The sequence below is a fragment of the Synechococcus sp. R6-5 genome, from assembly GCF_047461775.1.
In the GTDB taxonomy this organism is placed as follows: Bacteria; Cyanobacteriota; Cyanobacteriia; order Thermostichales; family Thermostichaceae; genus Thermostichus.
In genome coordinates, this window is record NZ_JANSHV010000076.1 from 20329 (window position 1) to 41356 (window position 21028).

The following is a 21028-nucleotide window of genomic DNA, read 5'->3' on the forward strand; positions in this document are numbered from 1 at the left end:
CTTGGGTTTGCCCCGACGGTCGCGCCAGTGGTGCAGTTCCCCTCAGCCTGTGTGGCGAATCTCGATTCCTTTTGATTATGGCCCAACCCGCCCTGTCTGGCTTGCCTGCACCGGCTTCCGGATCCCAACCTCTCTCGACAACAGAACTTGAGGACGCTTGCGATAGCGGTGCGGAGTCTTCACCGGGCACAGAGGCTGACCCAAACTGGCGGCATCGCCAAAGAATGCAAAAACGCCAACAGATCCAGCGGCAGCGTCTGTCGGGCATGCGAGATGACAAGGGCTTGATCATCGTGCACACGGGGCAGGGCAAGGGCAAGACCACGGCTGCCTTCGGCATGATCTTCCGCGCCCTCGGCCAGGGATTGTCGGTGGGGGTGGTGCAATTTATCAAGGGGGCCTGGGATCCAGGAGAAGCCAAGCTATTGCGGAAATTGGCCGAGCATCCAGAGCTGGGCCTGGGGAAAATAGCTTTTTACGCCATGGGAGAGGGCTTTACCTGGGAAACCCAAGACCGGGAGCGAGACATCGCCCATGCACAGGCGGCCTGGGAAAAGGGGCGGGAGCTGTTCACCAGCGGGGAGTTTCAGTTGGTGCTTCTGGATGAGATCAATGTCGCCCTCAAGTTGGGATATCTCTCGCCGGACAGGGTGTTGGCCGGGCTAGCGGAGAAACCGGAGCGGGTTCACCTGATCTTGACGGGGCGGGGCGCGCCGGCAGCGTTGATCGACCGAGCCGATCTGGTGACGGAGATGACTTTGGTCAAGCATCCCTTCCGTGACCAGGGGATCAAGGCGCAAATCGGCATCGAGTTCTAACCCTTGGGCAGGAAAGATGGCCATTCTGCTGGCGGCAGCGGCAAGCGGCAGCGGCAAAACCACCATCACTCTGGCTCTGTTGGCCGCTCTGAGACGGCGGGGCCTGCACATCCAACCTTTCAAGGTGGGGCCGGATTACATTGATCCTCTGTTTCACACGGCGGTGAGCGGGATCCCCTGTCGCACTTTGGATCCCTTCTTGACCGACGAGGACTTTGTGCAGCGCTGCTTTCGCCACCATTGCCAGGGCAAGGATGGAGCCATTGTGGAGGGGGTAATGGGCCTCTTCGATGGACGAGCGCCGGGATCCCTGCCCCTCCCCGAGGGCGGAACGGAGCCTTTTTTTGCCAGCAGCGCCCATGTGGCCCGCCTGCTCGGGATCCCTGTGGTGCTGGTGATCGATGGCAGCGGCATGGGAACGACGGTGGCCGCTTTGCTCTACGGCTTGAGCCGCTGGGATCCCCGCCTCTCCATTGCTGGGGTGATTTTCAACCGGGTGGCCTCGGAGCGGCATGGACAAATCTTGCAGCAGGCAGCGGCTGCAGCGGGGATCCCGGTCTTGGGCCAGTTTCCCCGGCGGGAGGATTTGCGGTTGCCCAGCCGACACCTGGGGTTGGTGCCTGTCTCAGAACTGGATCACTTCCCCCACTGGCAAGCTGCCTGGGCCGAGCTGGCCGAGCAACACGTCAATTGGGATAGCCTATTGCCCCTCATTCGGAGGCTTCCTCCAGCGGTAGGAGAGCTGTGGCCAGGGATCCCCCCTCTCACCGAAAGGACTCCGCCCCGCCGCTGCGAACAGGTACGGGTGGCGGTGGCCCAAGACCACGCCTTTAACTTCTACTACGCCGACAACTTGGATCTGTTGCGGGCCTGTGGAGCCGAGCTGCTGGAGTATTCCCCCCTCCAGGTGGGGCTATGGCCACCGGAGCCCTGCGACGGCGTGCTGCTGGGGGGAGGGTTCCCGGAATTGTTTGCAGCACCTCTATCTGAGAGCATTAACCAACGCCCGCTCCCGCCCGCCCACCCACCCCTCTACGCCGAGTGCGGCGGACTGATGGTGCTGGGCCAATCCCTCACCGATTTTCAGGGAAAGACCTACCCGATGGCCGGGCTATTACCCATCCAGGTAGACATGGCCGACCGGCTGTGTTTAGGCTACCGCGAAGCTGCGGTTTTGCGCCCAACCCTGCTGGCCCCAGCCGGGGATCGCCTGCGCGGGCATGAATTTCACCGCTCCCGCAGCACCCCTATCTCCCCAAGCCCAATCTATGGCTGGGGATCCCCCGCCCAGCTTCAACAGGAAGGATGGGCCACCGAGCGTCTTCACGCTTCGTACCTGCATCTGCACTGGGGATCCCGTCCTGATTTGGCCCTGAGATTATTACAGAACTTCTTAAGAATCTCGAAAGGGGATCCCTAAAAAACCGTGCCATCGCTGAGCAGTTGGATGGGAGGAGAAGCATCTGGCCTAAGCTGGGCCGCTATTTGCCGTCCTGCCGTCCAGGTTCCCCCTTGCAGTATCTTCACCAGGGGCAACTCTTGGGCAGAGCAACCCAGTCTTTCCCGGATTAAGGAGGCAACTTGATCCAGCAAAATCACCGTCAGGGCCCGCCACTCCACAATCACCGTCGAATCTGGAGGATACGGTTGCTGACCAATCTCCGGCTGCTTAAGTTGGATCACCCCCAAATCCACAAACAGCCCCCCGTTGCGATACTCCGCCAAACCCGTCAGCTCATCCAAACCCCCGATTGGGATCCCCTCCTGCTGCAACGGCTCCAGCAGGGAATAGGTCATCCATTGGGACAACTTGTGAAAAGGCACCCAATGGCTCCCCGGCTCCGTTTGGGGCAGGTGGGGATAGGGCCAGACATCCCCCAGAGGGATCCCGGCCAGCGAGACTCGCCCAGGCCAAATGGGGCCAACCCCCCTCTGAACCGCCTGTAAGACCTGTGCTGCCTCGATCCCACCGCTGGGATCCTCAGGCTGGATGGCGTCCCACAACCGGCCTGGACGAGGAAGATTGTGACCAGATCCAAAGTAATGAGGTTGAGCCTGCAAAGTTTGTGCCAACCTTTGCAGCAGTTGCCAGCGCCCCTCCAGTCCCAGTAAAGGATTTTCCGGCCCCACCTGGAAAGCTGCTGCCAAATCCGCCAAGGTGATCCGCTCCAGGCCCGCCGCATCCACCTGCAGAGGCTGCTGGGGATCGCTGGAAAACCCACCTTGCCAGAACCAGTCGAAACTGGCCAAGGCCAAACCTTCGGAACGACCCACCACCGTCTGACTTTCTGGATCCCGGTACTTCCAGGCAGAGCCTGCCCCTGCGTCCAGCAGCACGCTGACTATGGCCAGATCCCACTTGCATCGCAGCCGCTCCAGCGGATCCATGTCTTTAAGTCGATTTTCCAAACGGGCTAGGCGCTCCCCGGATCCCACCTGAAAATGTTGCCAGCGGCTGTGGAAGGGAATTTCCCCGTTGGGATAATGGGCCCGCATTGTGGTGATCACATAGTCGGCTACGGATCCCAGCCGGTTCAGGTCGAGGCGAAAATGCTCTGATTCACCGGCCAAAACCCTTTCCAATAGCAACTGACAGCGATCCCGAATGGCTTGGGGACTCTGCAAATAAGCCACTCGTTTTTCCAGATCAACAGGTGTCAGCATCAAGCCGTTCCTTCTCAATTGTCCATGCCGAGAATTTTCTCAGCATAATCGGGCGGGAACCCACCTTGATCTGCATTCGTCTGCAAGCCTTGGCCCACTTGACACTCCCGCCGGTCTCTTGTCAAAAGACCGCGTCTTACTTCGCGATCGGTGAGACCCTTGCAAGAGAAAGCTTTGAGGCAACTGTCCTGCTGACACGAGCAGCCGCTGAGCCATTTTGAGAAAAGACTGGGCCAAGCACTGGGTGAGGATCCAGATAGATAAGAGCATTGACTCGAGGTAAATTTTGATGTCTTTGTTAAGATGAAGTGTTGAATACTACATTTCACTGAGGTAGACTTCGCCTACTCTGTGGCCTTAATCACTTCCTTGAGGGGTTGTCGATTGTTATGATAGATGTAAACCTAGCCCTAAGCATAAATTACTAGTTAGGTCATTTGCAGCTAGGCGGAGCCCCACAGAGGCCAATTCATTAGGGAGGAGTGTGATGTTCACACGGTTGGCGGAACAATACCGCAGCTATGTTCAAGATCTGGTGATGAGTTTGCAGGCCCTGGCCATCGTTTTGGAGAAGCGGGGCTACCCAGCCTCTTGCTACACCTGTGGTACGTCTTTCGAGAGTGCCTCGTTTATGGTCAGCTTACGAGAGGGGCACCTGATTCGCTTTTTGGTTTCCGAATGCTCCATTAGCTGGACAGAAATGCGGGATGACCGAGAGCTCATGAAATTGGAAGGAGCAGAGGCGATTCACCAACTGCAAGAGCTGGCAGAGCTTATCAAAGATGAGCTGTTGGTCGCCGCCACGCCGGCTGAAGCTCTGGTGGCCAGCACCTGATCCTGGCAGGCCCTAGGTCTGCTCAAACCCAAGCCGTAGCCGATTGGACAACTAAGCCTAACCTTCTAGGCCGCTGCTTTGGAGATTTTTCCCCTGTTGAGGAGTAAGGGTGGAATAGGGATCCCCCTCGACGGAGTGGCAGTTGGCTGGCTGCCCATGCCGCTTGTATGGGGATCCCAGATGACCCGCTCTCCCAGCTTGTATCTGGAGTGGTTTGTGGCGGCAAAGCCTCTCTGAGTAAAGTCTGAGTAAGGTGTCACCGCTGCCAGGGATCCCCTGTTGATGGCTTTATCTTATAACTCTGACCCAATACCCCCAAGGGGATTCGAACCCCTGTCGCATCCGTGAAAGGGATGTGTCCTAGGCCTCTAGACGATGGGGGCGCTCTCCGACAAGGCGATCCTAATCCTAAAGAAGGATAAGTAAGCTTGTCAACCTTTTAATCTGCATCCCCAGACCCACGCCCTGCCAAGTTCAGAATCAAGATCCCCAGCAAAGCCAGGCTCAGCAGGCTGGCAATCACGATCGGTTCATCTGGGATCACGTCCATCTTGGCTTCGCCTTCCCCCATCGTTAAAAAGCTACACCTCAGACCCGTTCCACATCCCAGAAGAAGAGGGATCCCGCCATAACCACCCCGTCTCCTTGCTGTTCTAGCCGGCTCACACCCCATCGAGCCCCGTACGGAGGCGGGCCGGTGAGTCGTTCTGAGCAAAGCACCCGTCCAGTGGCTTAGACTACACTAGTAAGGACTGACCCATCGTTTGGACTGGCATGATTCCCACCGTTATTGAGCAATCTGCGCGAGGCGAGCGCGCCTTTGACATTTACTCGCGTCTCTTGCGGGATCGGATCATTTTCTTGGGCACCCAGGTGGACGACGACATTGCTAACCTGATTGTGGCCCAGATGCTCTACTTGGAGTCCGAAGACCCTGAAAAAGACATCTACCTCTACATCAACTCCCCCGGCGGCTCTGTCTATGCTGGCATGGCCATTTACGACACCATGCAGCACATTCAGCCGGATGTCTCCACCATCTGCATTGGTTTGGCTGCCAGCATGGGAGCCTTTCTGCTGGCAGGGGGCACCAAAGGCAAGCGCATTGCCCTTCCCCACGCCCGCATCATGATCCACCAACCCCTTGGTGGAGCTCAGGGGCCAGCTACCGATATTGAAATTCAGGCCAAAGAGATCCTCTTCATCAAAAACAGCCTCAATAGCTTGCTGGCCTACCACACCGGTCAACCTCTAGAGCGCATCGAACGAGATACCGACCGCGACAACTTCATGACCCCAGAACAAGCCAAAGAGTACGGCCTCATCGACCAGGTGATCAGCAAGAGACCCCAGCCAACCCTGGCAGCCGTTTCTTGACCGTCCAGGCCCTGCGGGTGGGTTTGCTCTGCTCCCTCAAAGAAGGGAGCTTTTGGTTTTGGCCGGGGATTCCACCCAAAAGATATTAAGAAAGCCAAAGAAATCTGTATTCTCAGCGGGAAGCAGGGGGTCTTACTTTAATTAAACTAATCAAACTCATAAAGAAAGTAATGATCAGCCCATTATTGCGGATGGTAGCTTAGGATTAAACCTATATAGAGTTGTGTTTGCCGAGATTCTAGCTTAGGCGCTGTATAAATTCCTTTCCGCTGGGTTTGCAAATCCAGGGAGTCGAAGCTAGTAATTGAAGGCGCTCGAAAAGAAGGGTTTAGGGCTTCCATCCGCCGGGATGAAGAGTGTCTTAAAGCCCAACTTTGGCCTCATGGTTGTGGGGCGGTCTTATTCACGGAAACTCGGCGGTCTCGAGTTTTGGCCCTGAGTTTTTCCTCTTGGTTGCATCCGTGAAGGGCATTTTCTGGTTCTGTAATTCGTTCAGAGGGAGATCAACGTGGCCTACTCAGCAACCCAATCCAAAAGCGGCTATCAAGCCGGGGTGAAGGATTACCGACTCACCTATTACACTCCCGACTACACACCTAAGGATACCGACGTCTTGGCCTGTTTCCGAGTTACCCCTCAACCGGGCGTTCCTCCCGAAGAGGCGGGGGCAGCCGTGGCGGCTGAGTCTTCGACGGGCACCTGGACAACGGTATGGACCGATTTGCTTACTGACTTGGATCGGTACAAAGGCCGCTGCTATGACATCGAGCCGGTTCCCGGCGAAGACAACCAGTACTTCTGCTTCGTCGCCTATCCGCTGGATCTGTTCGAGGAAGGCTCGGTGACCAACATGCTCACCTCGATTGTGGGCAACGTTTTTGGCTTTAAGGCCCTAAAGGCGCTGCGGCTGGAAGATGTACGAATTCCGGTGGCCTACCTGAAAACCTTCCAGGGCCCTCCCCATGGCATTCAGGTGGAGCGGGACAAATTGAATAAGTATGGCCGTCCGCTGCTGGGCTGCACCATCAAGCCCAAGTTGGGCCTTTCTGCCAAAAACTACGGGCGGGCCGTGTATGAAGCTCTGCGGGGCGGCTTGGACTTCACCAAAGATGACGAAAACATCAACTCCCAGCCCTTCCAGCGCTGGCGAGATCGCTATCTGTTCGTGATGGAGGCTGTCCACAAGGCCCAAGCGGAAACCGGCGAGATCAAGGGCCACTATTTGAACGTGACGGCGCCCACCTGCGAAGAGATGTTCAAGCGGGCCGAGTTTGCCAAGGAGTTGGGCGCCCCTATCATCATGCACGACTACTTGACAGCCGGCTTTACTGCCAACACCAGCCTGGCCAAGTGGTGCCGGGATAACGGCATTCTGCTGCACATCCACCGGGCAATGCACGCGGTGATCGACCGGCAGAAGAACCATGGCATCCACTTCCGGGTGTTGGCCAAGTGTTTGCGCATGTCCGGTGGCGACCACCTGCACTCCGGTACGGTGGTGGGCAAGCTGGAAGGCGACCGCGCCATTACGATGGGCTTTGTGGATCTCATGCGGGAAAACTACGTAGAGGCCGATCGCTCCCGCGGCATTTTCTTCACCCAAGATTGGGCTTCCATGCCAGGGGTGATGCCGGTGGCTTCCGGTGGGATCCACGTTTGGCACATGCCGGCCCTGGTGGAAATCTTCGGCGACGATTCGGTGCTGCAGTTCGGCGGCGGAACCCTGGGGCACCCCTGGGGCAATGCGCCGGGCGCAACCGCCAACCGGGTGGCCTTGGAAGCGTGTATCCAAGCTCGTAACGAAGGTCGAGATCTGGCCCGCGAAGGCAACGACATCATCCGGGAAGCGGCCAAGTGGTCGCCGGAGCTGGCGGCTGCCTGCGAGCTGTGGAAGGAAATCAAGTTCGAGTTCAAGGCCGTCGACACCCTCTAGAGATCTGCTGGGGGCAAGGGATCCCCACGGTTCTCTTGCCCTGCTGGCTCCCTCCCTGGATCGGCAATGGATCTGAAACAGATCGCCAAGGACACTGCCAAGACCTTGATCAGCTACCTGACTTATCAGGCGATGCGCACGGTGCTGGCCCAACTGAGCGAAACAGATCCCCCCAGGGCCCTTTGGCTACAGCAGTTCTCCGCTCGGCAAAACCTTCAGGATGGAGAAGCCTACCTGCGGGCTTTGTTGGCTGAGCGTCCTGAGTTGGCCTATCGCATCATGACCGTTCGTGAACACATTGCTGCGGAGGTGGTCGATTACCTGCCGGAAATGGCCAAAGCCGGCATCCAGCAAGCCAACATGGAGCACCGCCGCAATCATCTAGAACGGATCACCTCAGCAACAGGATCCCTACCCGTTACCCACCCGGAAGCGGGATCCCCCCCACAAAACCCTAGACCCGAAACGGAGTGATACCCATCATGCAAACCTTACCGAAAGAGCGCCGCTACGAAACCCTCTCCTACTTGCCGCCGCTGACGGATCTGCAGATCATCAAGCAGGTGCAGTACATCTTGGATCAGGGCTACATCCCGGCCATAGAGTTCAACGAATCGTCTGAACCAACGGTTCGCTATTGGACGCTGTGGAAGCTGCCCCTGTTCAGCGCCACTTCTCCCCAGGAGGTGCTCAGCGAAGTGCAGGCTTGCCGCAGCGCCTACCCCAACTGTTTCATTCGCGTGGTGGGGTTCGACAACATTAAGCAGTGCCAAGTGCTCAGCTTCCTGGTCTATAAGCCCAGCGGCCTGCGCTAAGGGAGCTCTGGTCAGCGAAAGGGGAGAGCTTCTCCCCTTTTGGTCAAGCCTCCTGGCTTGACTTCTTTGTATGGCCGTTCTCGGTGGCACGGCAATAGAGACCGTGGTTCGGTAATGGTCATGTACAACGTTGCCGTCAACGGGCAACCGGGGTTGGGAACCAGCCTCGTTGGTCTCGGATGTTGCAGCACTCCTTCAGAGACCTGCGGGTCTATGAAGCAACTGGGACAGAGGAAGGGACAAAAACCTCACTGTTAAGGGGATGGGGCACTAGAAACCCCATCTGCCTATACGGTGGGGTAGTTCATGGTGACCCTATTTCTAGGATCCGATGCCCATAAGGGATCCCAGCCCTACCGCCAGAAGAGCGGCCAGGGTTGTTTGAATACTGTTTACAACTTCGTTGGTCATCCAGGCCAAACGGGGTTGTAACACCACTCCCATCCAGCTTTCCGCCAGGGTGGCCAGGATCCCAGCCAGCCAGCAGATGCCCAACCAAAATGGGCTTTCCCCCACCCACTCCCCGCCAATCCCCCAGGCCAACCCGGCCATCCCTGCCGCTGCCGCCACCCCCGCCAGGGATCCCTCTAGGCTTACAGCTCCTTCTGTGCCCGCCGGCACGGACTGGAAGGTGGTGATCAAAAAGGTCTTGCGGCCATAGGCTTTCCCCACCTCGCTGCTGACGGTATCGGCCAATTTCGCTGCAAAGCTGGCGCTGTATCCCAACCACCACAGGGGATGCGGGAAGAAAGCGTATCCTAGCGCACATACTGCCCCGGTTAAAGCGGATCCCCAGACGTTCTCCGGCCCTCGCGCCCCCTCTCGCTTTTCGGCGATCCCCTGCGCCTGCTTGCGCCGGATCCCCAGTTTGGTTACGGCTGTTCCCACTAAAAAATAGGCAGCTACCACCGCGTAGCCCCGCCCGCCCAGCCCCCCCCACACCAGCAAGCCCAGAAGGCCCGCGTGGATGACCCCTGCTCGCGTCAAAGCCTTCTGAGGGCTCAGCAGACCCAGCACCACCAGAGCCAGGTTGAGCCAGAGTGCCACCCCCCACTGACTCAGAAGCCACGCTTGCCACATATACCCTTAAACTTTAGCCACAGCAATTTGGCCAGATAATTCTCAGCACAAGCACCAATATAGCAATCCGTGTTAAATCGCAAAAAAATCTTTTATCGACTAAATGCCTCTCCCTGTAAACGTGCCGGTCAAATCTCCCACCACCCTCCTATTCCTCTTAGAAGGAATCAGCACCCGGCCTTCCCTTGTCTATCCTCTCCCTGAATTCCTGAGAATCTTATCCCCTATCACCTTCGTATGCTCTTCTTGCCAACTCTCTGGTAATGCCTCTGCTTGGGTAATATCCTGCTTTGCCCTGCTGTGATTCTAAACACTAACGGCTTCCCCAAACCATCCACACTCACATGGATCTGAGTGCTGTATCCACCTCGACTCCTCCCCAAAGCTTGCTCCCCTTTTTTTGCGGCTGCCCAGGGGTGAGCACGAACGACAGTTGAGTCAAGGATAAGATGCTCTAAGTCAGGGTCTTTCCCAAACTCCCAAGCAACTCCAGCGATGGAATCTCTGGTGTATCATTTTCCATATCTTTTTGGGAGGTAGCGCCACGGGGATCCAGAGCGAGCTATTACAGCAGGCCTTGGATAAACTGTTTGCATCCTGCCTCTTTGCCGATGTGGGTCTGGATTCTGTTTTCAGGAAAGCTATAATTTTTTGCTATTTTATTTGCTGTGATCTGCAGCAAGATAACTCATCAGACCTTACCCAAAAACTGTCCTTATCATAACTAAATGCAAAAAACCTAACGACTACACCTTTTGCCGTTCAACTGGGATCTGCAGCCAACGGCTTAGCTCCGCGGCCAGCCACTCCAACTCTGGCTCTTGCAGATCCTTTAGCTCGTACTTGCGGTTGCCCGCCCAGACGTTCAACTGTGGGCTTACCTCCACCCGATCCCCATCGGAATCCCGTCGGGTATGGCGTGGGATCAGCTCCAGCCGGTCAATATCCCATCGCCGACTGGGGGGAACGTTGCGAAAGCGCAGGCCAAACACCTCGTGAACCAGGCGAATGTATTCTGTGTCGATCTGCAGGTGGACTTTGCCGAATAGACCGTAGAGGATCCTGCCCGCCATCTCCAACCCCACCGTCCAGAAGGGCAGCATGAATAGGCCAAACACCAGATTGCCCGGAAAAGGCACAAGCCCAACCAACATGATCGCGGAAAAGGTGATGGAGGAGACGATAGACAGCAACAACAAAACATCGGTTTGCCGGGCCGGGATCACCACCTGAAAGGTCTGTTCGGACTTGTGCAGTTGAATCCGGCTGCCTGCTGGCTGTCGAGTAGGGACTGCTGCTGCGTCTGAGGGAATCAAGGCGGGACGACGATCCAAATGCTCCAGCGCCTCCAGGGCCTGCCGGGCAGAGGCGGGACGATTCGCCACCAGAGGCTCCGTCAACCACCGCAGCCAGTCGCGAAAGGGCGGGCTCAGTTGCACCGCTTGCTCGAACGCAATCCGGGATCCCTCCTGGGGCAAGTCCGCCGGATGCTGGCCCGTGAGCAGGTGAATCAGGGTGGCACCCAGGCTGTAGAGATCGGAAGCGGGCACGGTTCTGCCGCCAAATTGCTCCAGGGGCATGTAGCCGTAGCTCCCCACCACGGTGTAGGATCCTTGCTCCCGTGGAGCAGCCGCCTGAACCGAACCAAAGTCCACCAGATACACCTGCTGGTCGGATCCCAAGAGAATGTTGCTGGGCTTGAGATCTCGGTGAATGACGGGGGGATGGAGTTCGTGCAGGTAGACGAGAATGCGCAGCAACTTTTGCGCCAGATCCCGCACCTCCGGCTCGGCAAAGCGCCGCCCTTGCTCGATCCACTCCTGTAGCGAGGGGGCTTCGATATAGGTTTGTACCAGCGCTAAGCCACGCCCTCCCTTGAGGCTGATCTCGAAGTGGTCACGGTATTGGGGAATGGCCGGATGGGAGAGGGTTTGTAGGATCTGGGCTTCCCGCTCAAACAGTTTCAGGTCGGCCCAATCAAAGTCTGGCCCAAAGAGCAGCAGCTTGATCACCACCTGTTCCGAGGTGAGCAAATCCTGAGCCAGGTAGGTGTGTCTGCCGCTGCGCTTGCTCAATCGCCGCTCTGGCCGATAGCGCTGGCGCCAAATTGGGCGCTCTGGAGCCATATCCCCTCCTCAGGTCCGACCCTGCTGGTTGTTTCAGCTTTAGCTTATCCTTGTCCCTTTTGGATCCCTGCCGCCGCGCCCCTCAAAAACCGACTAGAGTGAGTGAAGAGATGTAAAGTAAGCTCTCAGGTTATATGGCCTCGAACCTGAAGATTCAAAAAATCCTCTATGTGCGGCTGCCCTGCAACCCCATTTTTCCCATTGGGGTGGTTTATTTGGCCGATCACGTCCACAAGCTGTTCCCCCAAGTTGAGCAGCGCATCTTCGATATGGGCACCTTCCCGCCCCTAGATTTTCGCCGCCGCATGCTGGAGCAGATCGACCAGTTTCAGCCGGATTTGCTGGTTTTCTCTTGGCGAGATATTCAAGTCTATGCGCCGGTGAACGGGCGGGCCGGCAACCTGTTGCAACACTCTTTTGAGTTTTTCTACGCCCGCAACCCCCTGAAAAAATTGCGGGGATCCCTGAATAGCCTCAGGCTGGTGCTGGCCTACTATGGCGAGATTTGGCGCAACACACGGCTGGTCTGGCAGGGGATCCGCAGAGCCAGGCGCTACAAACCTCACGCTGAAGCGGTGTTGGGGGGTGGGGCAGTCAGCGTCTTCTACGAACAATTGGGCCGCTACCTGCCCCAAGGCACCATCATCTCGGTGGGGGAAGGAGAAACGCTGCTGGAAAAAGTCATCCAAGGGCAAAGCCTAGCCACAGAGCGCTGCTATCGGGCCAAGCTGGAGCAACCTCGCCCAGGTTTGATCCACGAGCCGCCCCAACCTCTGCAAAAAACCGCCTGTGATTACACCTACATCACCGCCATTTGGCCGGAAATTGACTACTACTTAGAAGGGGGCGACTTTTACATTGGGGTACAAACCAAGCGCGGCTGCCCCCACAACTGCTGCTACTGCATCTACACCGTCATCGAAGGCAAGCAGGTGCGCCTCAACCCTGTGGATGAGGTGATCCGAGAAATGATGCAGTTGTACGAGCGAGGAGTGCGAAACTTTTGGTTTACTGACGCCCAGTTTATCCCTGCCCGCCGCTACATTGAGGATGCGGAGGAATTGCTGCAGAAAATCCTTGATGCCGGCATGACCGATATTCGTTGGGCTGCCTATATTCGGGCCGACAACCTCACCCCAAAGCTGGCCGAGCTCATGGTGAAAACCGGCATGAGCTACTTCGAGATCGGCATCACCAGCGGATCCCAGGAGCTGGTGCGCAAAATGCGCATGGGCTATAACCTGCGCACGGTACTGGAGAGTTGCCGCTACCTCAAACAGGCAGGATTTAACGACCTGGTTTCGGTCAATTACTCCTTTAATGTTATCGACGAGCGACCGGAAACCATTCGGCAAACAGTACGGTATCACCGCGAGCTGGAAGCCATTTTTGGCCGCGACAAAGTTGAGCCGGCTATCTTTTTTATCGGCTTGCAACCCCACACCCACCTGGAAGATTTTGCCCGCAAAATCGGTGTTATCGACGACCGCTTTAACCCCATGCACATGACTCCTTGGACGGCGCGCAAACTGCTCTGGAACCCAGAACCCCTGGGATCCTTTTTTGGGGAAGTGTGTCTGGAAGCCTGGGATCGCAACCCCCATGATTTTGGCCGCGAGGTGATGGATATCCTGGAGCGTCGTCTTGGCCTGGCAGAGTTGGAAGAAGCCCTGAGCGCGCCTCTAACAGGGGTTTACGTGTCTTAGATCTTGGGCCAGCAGCCTCGCTGAACCGGGCAGGATATGCTGGTCCGAAAGGAGGGATCCCTGTTGGGGTAAGGTGGCTGGCCTTCGAAGGCAGCCGGTTCTCCCTCTGTTCTGCAACCAACTGCTCCCATGCCTACTCTGCCTGCTTCCCCCACCTACTACCAACAGCTGGGGCTTTCTCCCCAAGCCAGCCTGGAGGAGATCAAAGCTGCCTACCGCCAGCGGGCACGCGAACTGCACCCGGATCGGTTGCCTGCCGATATCCCCGCAGGGTTGCGGCAGTTGGCCCAGCGGGAGTTCCTCCAGCTACAACACGCCTACCGAGTTCTCAGCGATAGCCAGCAGCGTCGGGCTTACGATCTCAGCCTCATGTCCAAACCCTTGCCTCCTCATGCGCCGGTGCAGGTGGTGCTTGAGCCGACTGCGACCTCTGTCAGTTGGCTCGCCCTCTTGAGTGCTGGACTGATAGGGGCTGCTCTGTGTTTGGCGGGCTTGGCCCTTTGGAATGCCCTCAACCCGGCCCAAGACTTGGACGCAGCCGGCAGAGTGGCCCTCCAGGCTCCTGCCAACCCGGATCCCTCTCCCTCGCCCAGGCCAGACTCCGGATGGGATGGGGATCTGCCCGCAACCTCTTCAGAGACGATGACCTCGGCCCCGGCTAGTCTTTCTGAAGCCACCTCTCCACCTTCTTCTGAGCAGATTGACCGCTTTGCCCGCACCCTCCTGGCGGTGCAACCTCTTCTGGAGAGCACCCAAAATCGCCTCCAACAGGCCAACAGCAGCGAGGAACGTCGGCAAATCGAACAACAGTTTGAGGCTGCTGCTGCCGAGATCATCGTCGCCCATCAACTGACCCCAGAGGACTATCAGCGCATCTCCGCCAGCGCCCAATTGGATCCGCAGGTGGCAGCCGCCATCACCGCAGCCGTGCGCCGTTGGAGGTCTCCGTCGCGCTAGCGGGACAGGGCCCTTGCGGCCAGCCGTGGAGAAAACACCTCGTAGATGACGGTCAAAGGCTGGCCCCTGTGCAACAAAAGATAATGCCTAGCCCAGAAGGGACCGGGACACTGCAGCAGCCGGGCAACCGGGTCTGCCTCGCCGTGGTAAAGGCCGCGCAGCTCGCGAAAGGTCTCCAGTTTTTCTTGGATCAGATTTTGGCCAATGGGCCGATCGGGATGGGGCAAGTATTGAACCAGATGTTCGGAGTTCCACCAAGAGGTGGCATAGAGCAAGGGCTGTTGAGAGGTTACTCCGCACAGCCAAACCCGCCGCCGCATCAAAGGGGATCCCAGCCGCCCCAAATCTCTGGCCAGCTGTTGCATGGACTTGGGGGCAGTGCCCTGCTCTGCCTGTAAATCAACCCGGCCCGTGTCCAGCAGATGAGCCTGAATCGGCTCTTGGATCAAGGCAGCAAGATTACGGGTGGTAAAGCCATCCCCCAAAAGCAGCAAGCGCAGCACGGGATCCACCTGCACCAGCTCAGGCTGTACCGGGTCTGGCTCCCCCTGCCAATGCAGCTGTAGAGGCCACCAATCGCCTTGGCCAGAGGAGACATTGCCCAAAGAGCCATCTGCAGAACGGAGAGCAGCGCTCCAAGGGGATCCGGCAGCGTCGGCATGGCAGGTGAGGGGAGAAGGGGAAAGTTCCAAGGCAGCGGTTCAGTTGTTAAGTTCTGTATCGCCCTTAGTCTAACCCACCCACCATCTCTGCTCTGAGGAGTTTCCTAGCTCGTGCCCGGCTGAACCAACAGCCGCACCACCCAGGGGACGACCACGACGACACTGATCAGGCGTGCCAAGTGCATGACCACCACTGTGCTGGTTTGGGCTCCCATGTCCAGGGCTATCAGGCTCATGTCGGAAATGCCTCCTGGAGCTGTGCCCAAGATGGCAGTCAAGCGCTCGATCCCCAGCCAACGGGAGATCAGGTACCCCGACAAGACCCCCGTGCCCACCGCAATCACTGTACAGAGCAGGGCTGGTCGCCACAGATCTTTCAGGGCCAGAAGCGTATCGGCAGTGAGCTTAGTACCCAAAAGAATGCCCAACACCACCTGCATGGCAAAACGGATCCCGGCTGGGGGAGCGGGAATTGGGATCGCCCCCCAGACATTCACCAGACCCACCGCCACCATGGAGCCCACCAGCGCTCCTGCCGGAAGCCTCAGCTTGACCCCGATCAGGGCGCCGGCCAGCCCGATCAACACTGTCCAGAGATAGCTCATCATTTGGGCTTAGCTTTGAGAAAAGAGGAACGCTGTGAGTCCGGGCTTGGCCCAACTCCTCCACGGCACTGTGCACAGACGCCGTAGAAGTCAAGCACATGGTACTCGATCGCAAATTGGTATCGGCTGGAAAGCTGTGCCTCCAAATCTTCCACCGGACAATCGGGCAAAGGCACCACCCGCCGACATTCGGTGCAGATCAGGTGGTGGCGGTTGTGGCCATTGCTGGGCAGAACCTGGTAGTAGGTCTGCTGGTCTCCCAAGTTGACCGCTTGCAGCTTGCCCTCATTGCGCAGAGCATCCAAAACTCGATAAACCGTGGCCAGACCGACGGTGTGGTTGGCATTGCGCAACTCCAGAAAGATCTCTTGCGCCGAAAGGGGCTGCGACTGCTGCTCTAGCACCTCCAGAATCAATTTCTGGTTGCGGGTCTGGCGGGAAGAAGACATGGTCCCTTCGTGTAGGTCGTTCTTGGGGGTCAACGCTCAGCGTCTGCCTCAGCTTTCATGCGCTCTAGGGTCTGGTGCATCTGGTCAAACATTTGGGTCAGGGAGAGCCCAAACCCCCCAAGCTGAGTTTGCAGTTGTTTGATGGTCATTTGAGCCATAAAGTCGTCGGAGAGTTCCAGCCGCTTCATGAAAATGCGCTGGCGCTCCAGCAACTCCTCCATCTGTTCGATGAAGATTTTTTTGCCTTCCCGGTCGAATTGGCCGTACCGTTGACCAAGCTGCATCAGGTTTTGGAAATCCTGAAACAGTTGCTTGGCTTCCTCTTGGACGATCTCAGAGTCGAAGAAGCTCATGGCCTTCCGTTTGCCCTGAATAAACTGCATTGGGTATACCCATCCTATCCGAATCCGATTGCCTCAGCAGGAGGCAACCCCTCCTGCGAGTACGGGATCCCGCCCTTCTGGCTCAGGATAGACTCTGGCTTGTTTGCCTCGGTGTCCGGTATGCTTCCGTTTCCTTGCGTTAAGGCTTACACTCAGCCGGCTGTGGCCCGGCGGTGGTGCGAACGGGTGCAGGGATCCCGACCTCTGTTTCTGGCCTGCTTGGGGTTTACCGAAACGGCTCTTGTTCCGGGCATTTCGGCTGCCGGCGCTACCCCCTCCTTGCGTCGCTACACAGCTCTTGCCGATGGGGAAGTGTTGCTGGCGGGCCATTCTCACCGCTTGCCCACCTCTCCGGATGGCTATCCTTCCCCAGTGGTGATCAGCTGCGCCATCCTGAGGGAGTTGGGGATCCCGTGCCGAGTGTTCGATTGTGGCTTGCCGGAACCTTTGCCGGGGGCAGAAATGGTGAGCTCTGGGGGAGTGGCCCGCTGCTTGAGCACAGGACAGGCTCTGTCTTTGGAGCAGGTGGGATCCCTTTGGCAAGAAGGGTACGACCGCGGATCCCGGCTGGAGCAAGGCTACTGTGTGATTGGGGAGTGTGTGGCAGGGGGCACCACCACGGCGCTGGCGGTGTTGTTGGGACTGGGGTGGGCAGCAGAGGGCATGGTAAACAGCAGCCACCCGGTCTGCAACCACGCCCAAAAGCTGGCCTTGGCCCGGCAGGGATTGGCCCGTCTGCCAAGGGGAGCTTCTGCTGCTGAGGTGGTGGCGGCAGTGGGGGATCCCATGCAGCCCTTTGTGGCCGGGTTGGCGATGGGCGCAGCGCAACGGGGAGCGGTGCTGCTGGCAGGGGGAACCCAAATGTTGGCGGTGCTGGCCTTGATGCAGCGCTGGGGGGAAGAGCAGGGGATCCCTTGGCCCCCAGAGAACGTGGTTGTGGGAACCACCCGCTGGGTGGCAGAGGATCCCTCGGGCAATACGGTGGCCTTGGCAGAGTTGTTGGGGGTTGCTCCCCTTTTGGCCACCCAACTGAGCTTTGCCAATAGCCGCTATCTGCCTCTACAGGCTTACGAGCGGGGCTATGTCAAGGAAGGGGTGGGGGCGGGTGGGCTGGCCATTGCCAGCAGCCTTTACGCCGGTTGGGGCCAAGCGGAGCTGTTGGCAGCAGTTGAGCGCAGCTACGAACGCCTGGTGCTTCAGGCCGGCTCCAAGGGGGCCATGGTCAACCCCTCCCGCAGCAATTGCTGATGGTAGAGCTCCGCCTGTTCTTGAGGGCCGACCCAAACAACTGCTTGCCCTTCGGCATCCACCTGCACGGTCAGTTGCCGCGCTAGGGGCAAAGTCATGCCGGGGATGTATTTCAGCAGACATTCCGTAACGTGCTGAAAGGTATTGAAATCGTCATCTAAGACGATCACCTTGAAGTGGGGGTAGGGCTGGCGAACCTGGGTTCTCGAGGGCGAGAACTGCTGAGCAGGTCGAGTTGGAGCTTCCGTAGTCATAGCAGAAGAGATCGACACAACTACCGAGTAACTTGGGTCTCTCAGGGGTGAGAAACCGGTCGCTTCTGATGATCTATCTCTATCTAGTTTCTAGTCTAATTGGCATCTTGTTGGCAGCTTGTGTCTGTATTCGGATCCCTTGTCGGTCGTTGGCGTCAGCGATAGAGCATGGTTCCTCTAAAGCTCTTCCCGCAGCGGGCGGCGGGGCTTTTGCCCGCCGAAGTGGCGCTCGAAATACAGGGCAGTGGCCCGGCGTAGAATCCCGGCTTGGGCAAGGGCCTGACACAGGGATCCCCCTGGCGGCAGGTGCTTCTGGATCTGTTCGATTTGGGTGGCACTGACCAATCCAGAAGCCTTGAGGTAATCGGCCACGTGGCGTCCCCCCGCCAGTTGAACGGAGTAGCCCCCTTCGCTGAAAAATTTGACGGTCTCCGGCTTGAGGCCGCTGTGGTGGGCCAGCACATCCGTGAAGGTGCCCCCTTCCTTTTCCCAAGCGTGAATGACGGTTTCGATGCCGGCATTGTCGATTAGGCCAGCCGCCCGCAATTGGGTCAACACCCGCTGTACCCAGGGGGTGGCCCGCTGCAAGGCTTCCAAGTCCTCTTCCCCCAAATACTGCTGCGGGGGCAATTCGCTTTCTGGGGCACTCAGTTCCGCTGCCCAGTCGGCTATGGTCAGGGCCTTGAGATCCTCTGTCTCTGGCCGGGCTTTCTCTGGAGCTGGGGTCGGTGCGGCTGAAGGTGGGGAAGTTCGCCGGGCTTCGGCTACCGCTGCGGCTAGAGCACGGTTTTCCGCTTGGGCCGCCTGCAGTTGGGCCTGGAGCTGGCTCACTTGGGCTTGGGCTTCCTGCAAGCGATCTTGAGTTTCTCGCAGTTGGGCTTGGGTTTCTTGGAGGTGCACTTGCAGGCGGTGGGTGGCCTCGGCAGCTTCTTGGCGAACGTGGGCCAGGTCGGCAGTTAAGCGCTGCTTCGTAGACTGGGCCAGTTGGAGTTGATGTTGGTGCTCCTGCAGCGATTGGTTCAGGGCAGCCACTTGGGCTTCCATTTGCTGCAGAGCATGACGCAGGTGGGCCTGCTCTTGGAGCTGCTGTGCCTGATCCTGCTGTATCTTCTGCTGCTCCTGCAGTTGGGATCCCAGCTCTTGCAGCTGGTGTTTGGCTTGAGATTGCCATTCTGTCAGCTCGTGGCAGCGGCGACGTAGGATTTCCAGCTCTGCTTGGGCGGCTTGCAGTTGCGCGGATCCCTGAGCTTGCTGAGCTTGGAGTTGCTCCTCCAGTTCCCGAATGCGCTGTTGGGCAGCCTTTTGTTGTTCAGTGCCCTGCTGGATTTGGGCTTCCAATTGGGCAATGCGCTGCTGCTGCTCCTGCTGGCGGGCTTGATAGTCGGCGACCTGCCGCAGCGATTGTTCGACCAGGAGCTGTTGCTGCTGCCGCTGCTGCTCCAGTTGCGCTTCTAAGATGGCAATTTGCTCTTGGTAGCGCTCCAGCTGGGCTTTGTATTGCTGGGTAACTCTGTAGGTCTCTTGGGCTACCTGTAGAGGGGAGACATAAAGAGGGGGCTGATCGGGAATGGTGGACCACTGCTCCACCATCACTTCCCAACTGTTGGCAGCTCCTTTCTGGCGCCGCAGCCGCTGTTGCTTGTCCAAGGCCCATTCCAACCAGTGGGGTTGCACCCAGCCCTGCTGCACCAAGATCTCCCCCAGCTTGCGCTCCGGGTGCTGCCGCTGCTGAATCAGGGCCTGATGGATGTGCTCCAGCTCCAGATACCCATGCAGCATCAAGATCTCGCCGATGCGCACCAATTCGACCGGAATCAATGGGTAGAGATCTCGGGGGGCAACCCAGCCGTGCTGCATACACAGCTCCCCCAACATCAAGGGGTTGTCGGCCTTTTCCCACATGGCCTGAGCCAGTTGGGCGGGGGTGAGCAGTCCTGCTCGGTTGAGGGCTTCTCCCAAGCGGATCTCAAACTTTTCCTGCTCGATGGCGGTTGGGGTGGGGCTGGTCGGCGGATTCATTGGGCCTCTCGGACGGGAAGAGTAAGCTCTGCTACAACTATCGTAGTGGAAAATCCTTAGAGAAGTAGCATGCTGCAACCGAAACGCATTTTGTCAAGCCGAGGATCCACGGATTTTGCCGGAAGGTCGCTTTTTAAGTCCTAAGAGGGGCGCTGTTCTTGGCTTTGGGCAAACTGTTGCAGCCGCCGCAGCATCAGCAATTGTCCCAAGCCCAAGGGCAGGAGAGAGACGGCCTCTACCCGCAACTGCACCCAGCCGTTCCCCCACAGCCAGTCACAGTAGCCATCGGCTCCTCCCCACATCAGCAGGCGCAGCCGTTCCGGCAGCAGGGTTTCCACCTGGTGCATGATCGAGAGGGGGCCCCATTGGGCCGCAAAGGTGCTGCCCAGCTCCAGCCTTTCGGGAAGGGATCCCTGCAGTTGCTGGGGCCAGATCCACTGCTGCAACAATCCCACCTCTGTCAGACAGCGCTGCACGGTCGATGCACTGGCCTCGACTTCAACCCGGATGGTGGAGGATTGAAATGTCCCTAGCATATCCATTCCGCGTGGGCGCTCTGGTGACCGGTGCCACGGTTCCCCCGGCGATGCCTGACTCTATTCTGGTCAATTTGTAGGGTTTGCCCACCCTTTCTCAGCAATCTTGTCTTTGAATCGTCCCCATTTGGTAGCCATCTTCGCCCAGAGCTTGGATGGAAAGATCGCAGCCCACCGAGCGCAGAGGCCCTCCTTCAGCAGCCCTGAGGACTATCGGCATTTGGAAACCCAAGCTGCCCAGCAACAGGCTTTGATCATGGGGGCAGCCACTCTGCGGGCCTACGGCACCAGTCTGCGTATTCGGGATCCCGAGTTGATCCAACGCAGAACCGCTCAGGGCCTCTCTCCCCAGCCCCTGACGATCATCTGTTCCGACAGCGGGGATATTCCTGAGGATTTGCCGTTTTTTCGCCAGCCCCTCACCCGTTGGCTGTGGACAACTCCCAAGGGATCCCAAATTTGGCAGAACCGAACCGGCTTTGAGGACATCTGGGTGGCTGCCGATTGGGATCTGCCGGCACGGCTGGCCCGCCTGCGCAGCTTGGGCATTGAACGGGTGGG

The 21028-nt window shown here is 58.1% G+C and carries 21 protein-coding genes, 1 tRNA gene and 1 pseudogene; 11 read left to right on the top strand and 12 right to left on the bottom strand.

Annotation, left to right across the window (positions count from 1 at the left end; all coding sequences use genetic code 11):
• The first annotated feature begins 77 nt into the window (after positions 1 to 77).
• Together cobO and NW818_RS04570 are read left to right on the top strand one after the other, a co-directional pair.
• Positions 78 to 818 (top strand): cob(I)yrinic acid a,c-diamide adenosyltransferase, encoded by a 741-nt coding sequence (gene cobO / locus NW818_RS04565; RefSeq protein WP_414423939.1) that lies wholly within the window; start codon positions 78 to 80, stop codon positions 816 to 818.
• 16 nt (positions 819 to 834) lie between these two features.
• Positions 835 to 2238, top strand: a complete 1404-nt coding sequence (locus NW818_RS04570; RefSeq protein ID WP_414423940.1) for a cobyrinate a,c-diamide synthase — start codon at positions 835 to 837, stop codon at positions 2236 to 2238.
• On the opposite strand, the gene NW818_RS04575 is transcribed toward NW818_RS04570, so the two are convergent.
• Positions 2235 to 3482 carry a URC4/urg3 family protein gene (locus tag NW818_RS04575; RefSeq protein WP_414423941.1) on the bottom strand — a complete coding sequence of 416 codons (1248 nt, stop codon included), beginning with the start codon at positions 3480 to 3482 and terminating at the stop codon, positions 2235 to 2237. The genes NW818_RS04570 and NW818_RS04575 overlap by 4 nt on opposite strands.
• 487 nt (positions 3483 to 3969) lie before the next feature.
• Here NW818_RS04575 and NW818_RS04580 point away from each other — a divergent pair, with 487 nt between their 5' ends.
• Positions 3970 to 4317, top strand: a complete 348-nt coding sequence (locus NW818_RS04580; protein ID WP_414419792.1) for a DUF1815 family protein — start codon at positions 3970 to 3972, stop codon at positions 4315 to 4317.
• A gap of 310 nt (positions 4318 to 4627) precedes the next feature.
• Here NW818_RS04580 and NW818_RS04585 read toward each other — a convergent pair.
• Positions 4628 to 4700, bottom strand: a tRNA-Glu gene (locus NW818_RS04585).
• Positions 4701 to 5091: 391 nt separating this feature from the next.
• On the opposite strand from NW818_RS04585, the gene clpP reads away from it, so the two are divergent.
• The 4 genes from clpP to NW818_RS04605 all read left to right on the top strand — a co-directional run bounded on the left by clpP (position 5092) and on the right by NW818_RS04605 (position 8442).
• The gene (gene clpP, locus NW818_RS04590; RefSeq protein WP_011434140.1) at positions 5092 to 5694 is read left to right on the top strand and encodes an ATP-dependent Clp endopeptidase proteolytic subunit ClpP; all 603 of its coding nucleotides are present in this window, start codon (positions 5092 to 5094) and stop codon (positions 5692 to 5694) included.
• Positions 5695 to 6202: 508 nt separating this feature from the next.
• Positions 6203 to 7627 carry a form I ribulose bisphosphate carboxylase large subunit gene (locus NW818_RS04595; RefSeq protein WP_011434138.1) on the top strand — a complete coding sequence of 475 codons (1425 nt, stop codon included), beginning with the start codon at positions 6203 to 6205 and terminating at the stop codon, positions 7625 to 7627.
• A 66-nt stretch (positions 7628 to 7693) separates the two neighbouring features.
• The gene (gene rcbX / locus NW818_RS04600; protein WP_414349604.1) at positions 7694 to 8101 is read left to right on the top strand and encodes a RuBisCO chaperone RbcX; all 408 of its coding nucleotides are present in this window, start codon (positions 7694 to 7696) and stop codon (positions 8099 to 8101) included.
• 8 nt (positions 8102 to 8109) lie between these two features.
• Positions 8110 to 8442 (top strand): ribulose bisphosphate carboxylase small subunit, encoded by a 333-nt coding sequence (locus NW818_RS04605; protein WP_011434136.1) that lies wholly within the window; start codon positions 8110 to 8112, stop codon positions 8440 to 8442.
• A 321-nt stretch (positions 8443 to 8763) separates the two neighbouring features.
• Here NW818_RS04605 and NW818_RS04610 read toward each other — a convergent pair whose 3' ends face one another.
• The 3 genes and pseudogenes from NW818_RS04610 to NW818_RS04620 all read right to left on the bottom strand — a co-directional run bounded on the left by NW818_RS04610 (position 8764) and on the right by NW818_RS04620 (position 11648).
• Positions 8764 to 9522 (bottom strand): TIGR00297 family protein, encoded by a 759-nt coding sequence (locus tag NW818_RS04610; RefSeq protein ID WP_414343840.1) that lies wholly within the window; start codon positions 9520 to 9522, stop codon positions 8764 to 8766.
• A 94-nt stretch (positions 9523 to 9616) separates the two neighbouring features.
• Positions 9617 to 10170: pseudogene (locus tag NW818_RS04615) on the bottom strand (IS5 family transposase); the annotation flags it as partial.
• A 98-nt stretch (positions 10171 to 10268) separates the two neighbouring features.
• Positions 10269 to 11648, bottom strand: a complete 1380-nt coding sequence (locus NW818_RS04620; protein ID WP_414423942.1) for a serine/threonine protein kinase — start codon at positions 11646 to 11648, stop codon at positions 10269 to 10271.
• A gap of 134 nt (positions 11649 to 11782) precedes the next feature.
• On the opposite strand from NW818_RS04620, the gene NW818_RS04625 reads away from it, so the two are divergent.
• Positions 11783 to 13354 carry a photosystem II high light acclimation radical SAM protein gene (locus NW818_RS04625; RefSeq protein WP_414343837.1) on the top strand — a complete coding sequence of 524 codons (1572 nt, stop codon included), beginning with the start codon at positions 11783 to 11785 and terminating at the stop codon, positions 13352 to 13354.
• Between the two features lie 129 nt (positions 13355 to 13483).
• Positions 13484 to 14311, top strand: coding sequence for a DnaJ domain-containing protein (locus NW818_RS04630; protein WP_011434132.1), 828 nt, complete (start codon positions 13484 to 13486; stop codon positions 14309 to 14311).
• Here the strand turns inward: NW818_RS04630 and NW818_RS04635 are convergent.
• The 4 genes from NW818_RS04635 to NW818_RS04650 all read right to left on the bottom strand — a co-directional run bounded on the left by NW818_RS04635 (position 14308) and on the right by NW818_RS04650 (position 16380).
• On the bottom strand, positions 14308 to 15003 hold the full coding sequence (locus NW818_RS04635) for a chorismate pyruvate-lyase family protein (protein WP_414330733.1): 696 nt from the start codon (positions 15001 to 15003) through the stop codon (positions 14308 to 14310). The two genes, NW818_RS04630 and NW818_RS04635, sit on opposite strands and share 4 nt — an antisense overlap.
• 74 nt (positions 15004 to 15077) lie before the next feature.
• Positions 15078 to 15581, bottom strand: coding sequence for an AbrB family transcriptional regulator (locus tag NW818_RS04640; protein WP_414330730.1), 504 nt, complete (start codon positions 15579 to 15581; stop codon positions 15078 to 15080).
• Entirely contained in the window at positions 15578 to 16027 is a 450-nt protein-coding gene (locus tag NW818_RS04645) for a Fur family transcriptional regulator (RefSeq protein WP_414423943.1), read from the bottom strand. The genes NW818_RS04640 and NW818_RS04645 overlap by 4 nt, the downstream gene beginning before the upstream one ends.
• Positions 16028 to 16056: 29 nt before the next feature.
• Positions 16057 to 16380 (bottom strand): DUF1825 family protein, encoded by a 324-nt coding sequence (locus NW818_RS04650; RefSeq protein ID WP_011434128.1) that lies wholly within the window; start codon positions 16378 to 16380, stop codon positions 16057 to 16059.
• Positions 16381 to 16530: 150 nt separating this feature from the next.
• Here NW818_RS04650 and cobT point away from each other — a divergent pair, with 150 nt between their 5' ends.
• A complete protein-coding gene (cobT, locus tag NW818_RS04655) occupies positions 16531 to 17658 on the top strand; it encodes a nicotinate mononucleotide-dependent phosphoribosyltransferase CobT (RefSeq protein WP_041436788.1) in 1128 nt (375 codons plus the stop codon).
• On the opposite strand, the gene clpS is transcribed toward cobT, so the two are convergent.
• The 3 genes from clpS to NW818_RS04670 all read right to left on the bottom strand — a co-directional run bounded on the left by clpS (position 17607) and on the right by NW818_RS04670 (position 20467).
• Positions 17607 to 17912, bottom strand: a complete 306-nt coding sequence (gene clpS, locus NW818_RS04660; RefSeq protein WP_011434126.1) for an ATP-dependent Clp protease adapter ClpS — start codon at positions 17910 to 17912, stop codon at positions 17607 to 17609. The two genes, cobT and clpS, sit on opposite strands and share 52 nt — an antisense overlap.
• Positions 17913 to 18089: 177 nt before the next feature.
• Entirely contained in the window at positions 18090 to 19931 is a 1842-nt protein-coding gene (locus tag NW818_RS04665) for a hypothetical protein (protein ID WP_414423944.1), read from the bottom strand.
• Between the two features lie 140 nt (positions 19932 to 20071).
• Complete coding sequence (locus tag NW818_RS04670; RefSeq protein ID WP_414349609.1) at positions 20072 to 20467, bottom strand: hypothetical protein; 396 nt, start codon at positions 20465 to 20467, stop codon at positions 20072 to 20074.
• Positions 20468 to 20579: 112 nt separating this feature from the next.
• On the opposite strand from NW818_RS04670, the gene NW818_RS04675 reads away from it, so the two are divergent.
• Positions 20580 to 21028 (top strand): RibD family protein (locus tag NW818_RS04675; RefSeq protein ID WP_414423945.1); only part of this gene is annotated, 449 nt, incomplete at its 3' end.

Excerpts from the sequence above, each read along its gene's own strand:
- clpP (WP_011434140.1), top strand. The coding sequence starts at position 5,092 with ATGATTCCCACCGTTATTGAGCAATCTGCGCGAGGCGAGCGCGCCTTT.
- NW818_RS04605 (WP_011434136.1), top strand. The coding sequence starts at position 8,110 with ATGCAAACCTTACCGAAAGAGCGCCGCTACGAAACCCTCTCCTACTTG.
- NW818_RS04630 (WP_011434132.1), top strand. The coding sequence starts at position 13,484 with ATGCCTACTCTGCCTGCTTCCCCCACCTACTACCAACAGCTGGGGCTT.
- NW818_RS04665 (WP_414423944.1), bottom strand. The coding sequence starts at position 19,931 with ATGAATCCGCCGACCAGCCCCACCCCAACCGCCATCGAGCAGGAAAAG.
- NW818_RS04670 (WP_414349609.1), bottom strand. The coding sequence starts at position 20,467 with ATGCTAGGGACATTTCAATCCTCCACCATCCGGGTTGAAGTCGAGGCC.
- NW818_RS04650 (WP_011434128.1), bottom strand. The coding sequence starts at position 16,380 with ATGAGCTTCTTCGACTCTGAGATCGTCCAAGAGGAAGCCAAGCAACTG.
- cobT (WP_041436788.1), top strand. The coding sequence starts at position 16,531 with ATGCTTCCGTTTCCTTGCGTTAAGGCTTACACTCAGCCGGCTGTGGCC.
- NW818_RS04620 (WP_414423942.1), bottom strand. The coding sequence starts at position 11,648 with ATGGCTCCAGAGCGCCCAATTTGGCGCCAGCGCTATCGGCCAGAGCGG.
- NW818_RS04575 (WP_414423941.1), bottom strand. The coding sequence starts at position 3,482 with ATGCTGACACCTGTTGATCTGGAAAAACGAGTGGCTTATTTGCAGAGT.
- NW818_RS04610 (WP_414343840.1), bottom strand. The coding sequence starts at position 9,522 with ATGTGGCAAGCGTGGCTTCTGAGTCAGTGGGGGGTGGCACTCTGGCTC.
- NW818_RS04580 (WP_414419792.1), top strand. The coding sequence starts at position 3,970 with ATGTTCACACGGTTGGCGGAACAATACCGCAGCTATGTTCAAGATCTG.
- NW818_RS04645 (WP_414423943.1), bottom strand. The coding sequence starts at position 16,027 with ATGTCTTCTTCCCGCCAGACCCGCAACCAGAAATTGATTCTGGAGGTG.
- NW818_RS04570 (WP_414423940.1), top strand. The coding sequence starts at position 835 with ATGGCCATTCTGCTGGCGGCAGCGGCAAGCGGCAGCGGCAAAACCACC.
- NW818_RS04640 (WP_414330730.1), bottom strand. The coding sequence starts at position 15,581 with ATGATGAGCTATCTCTGGACAGTGTTGATCGGGCTGGCCGGCGCCCTG.
- NW818_RS04625 (WP_414343837.1), top strand. The coding sequence starts at position 11,783 with ATGGCCTCGAACCTGAAGATTCAAAAAATCCTCTATGTGCGGCTGCCC.
- cobO (WP_414423939.1), top strand. The coding sequence starts at position 78 with ATGGCCCAACCCGCCCTGTCTGGCTTGCCTGCACCGGCTTCCGGATCC.
- clpS (WP_011434126.1), bottom strand. The coding sequence starts at position 17,912 with ATGACTACGGAAGCTCCAACTCGACCTGCTCAGCAGTTCTCGCCCTCG.
- rcbX (WP_414349604.1), top strand. The coding sequence starts at position 7,694 with ATGGATCTGAAACAGATCGCCAAGGACACTGCCAAGACCTTGATCAGC.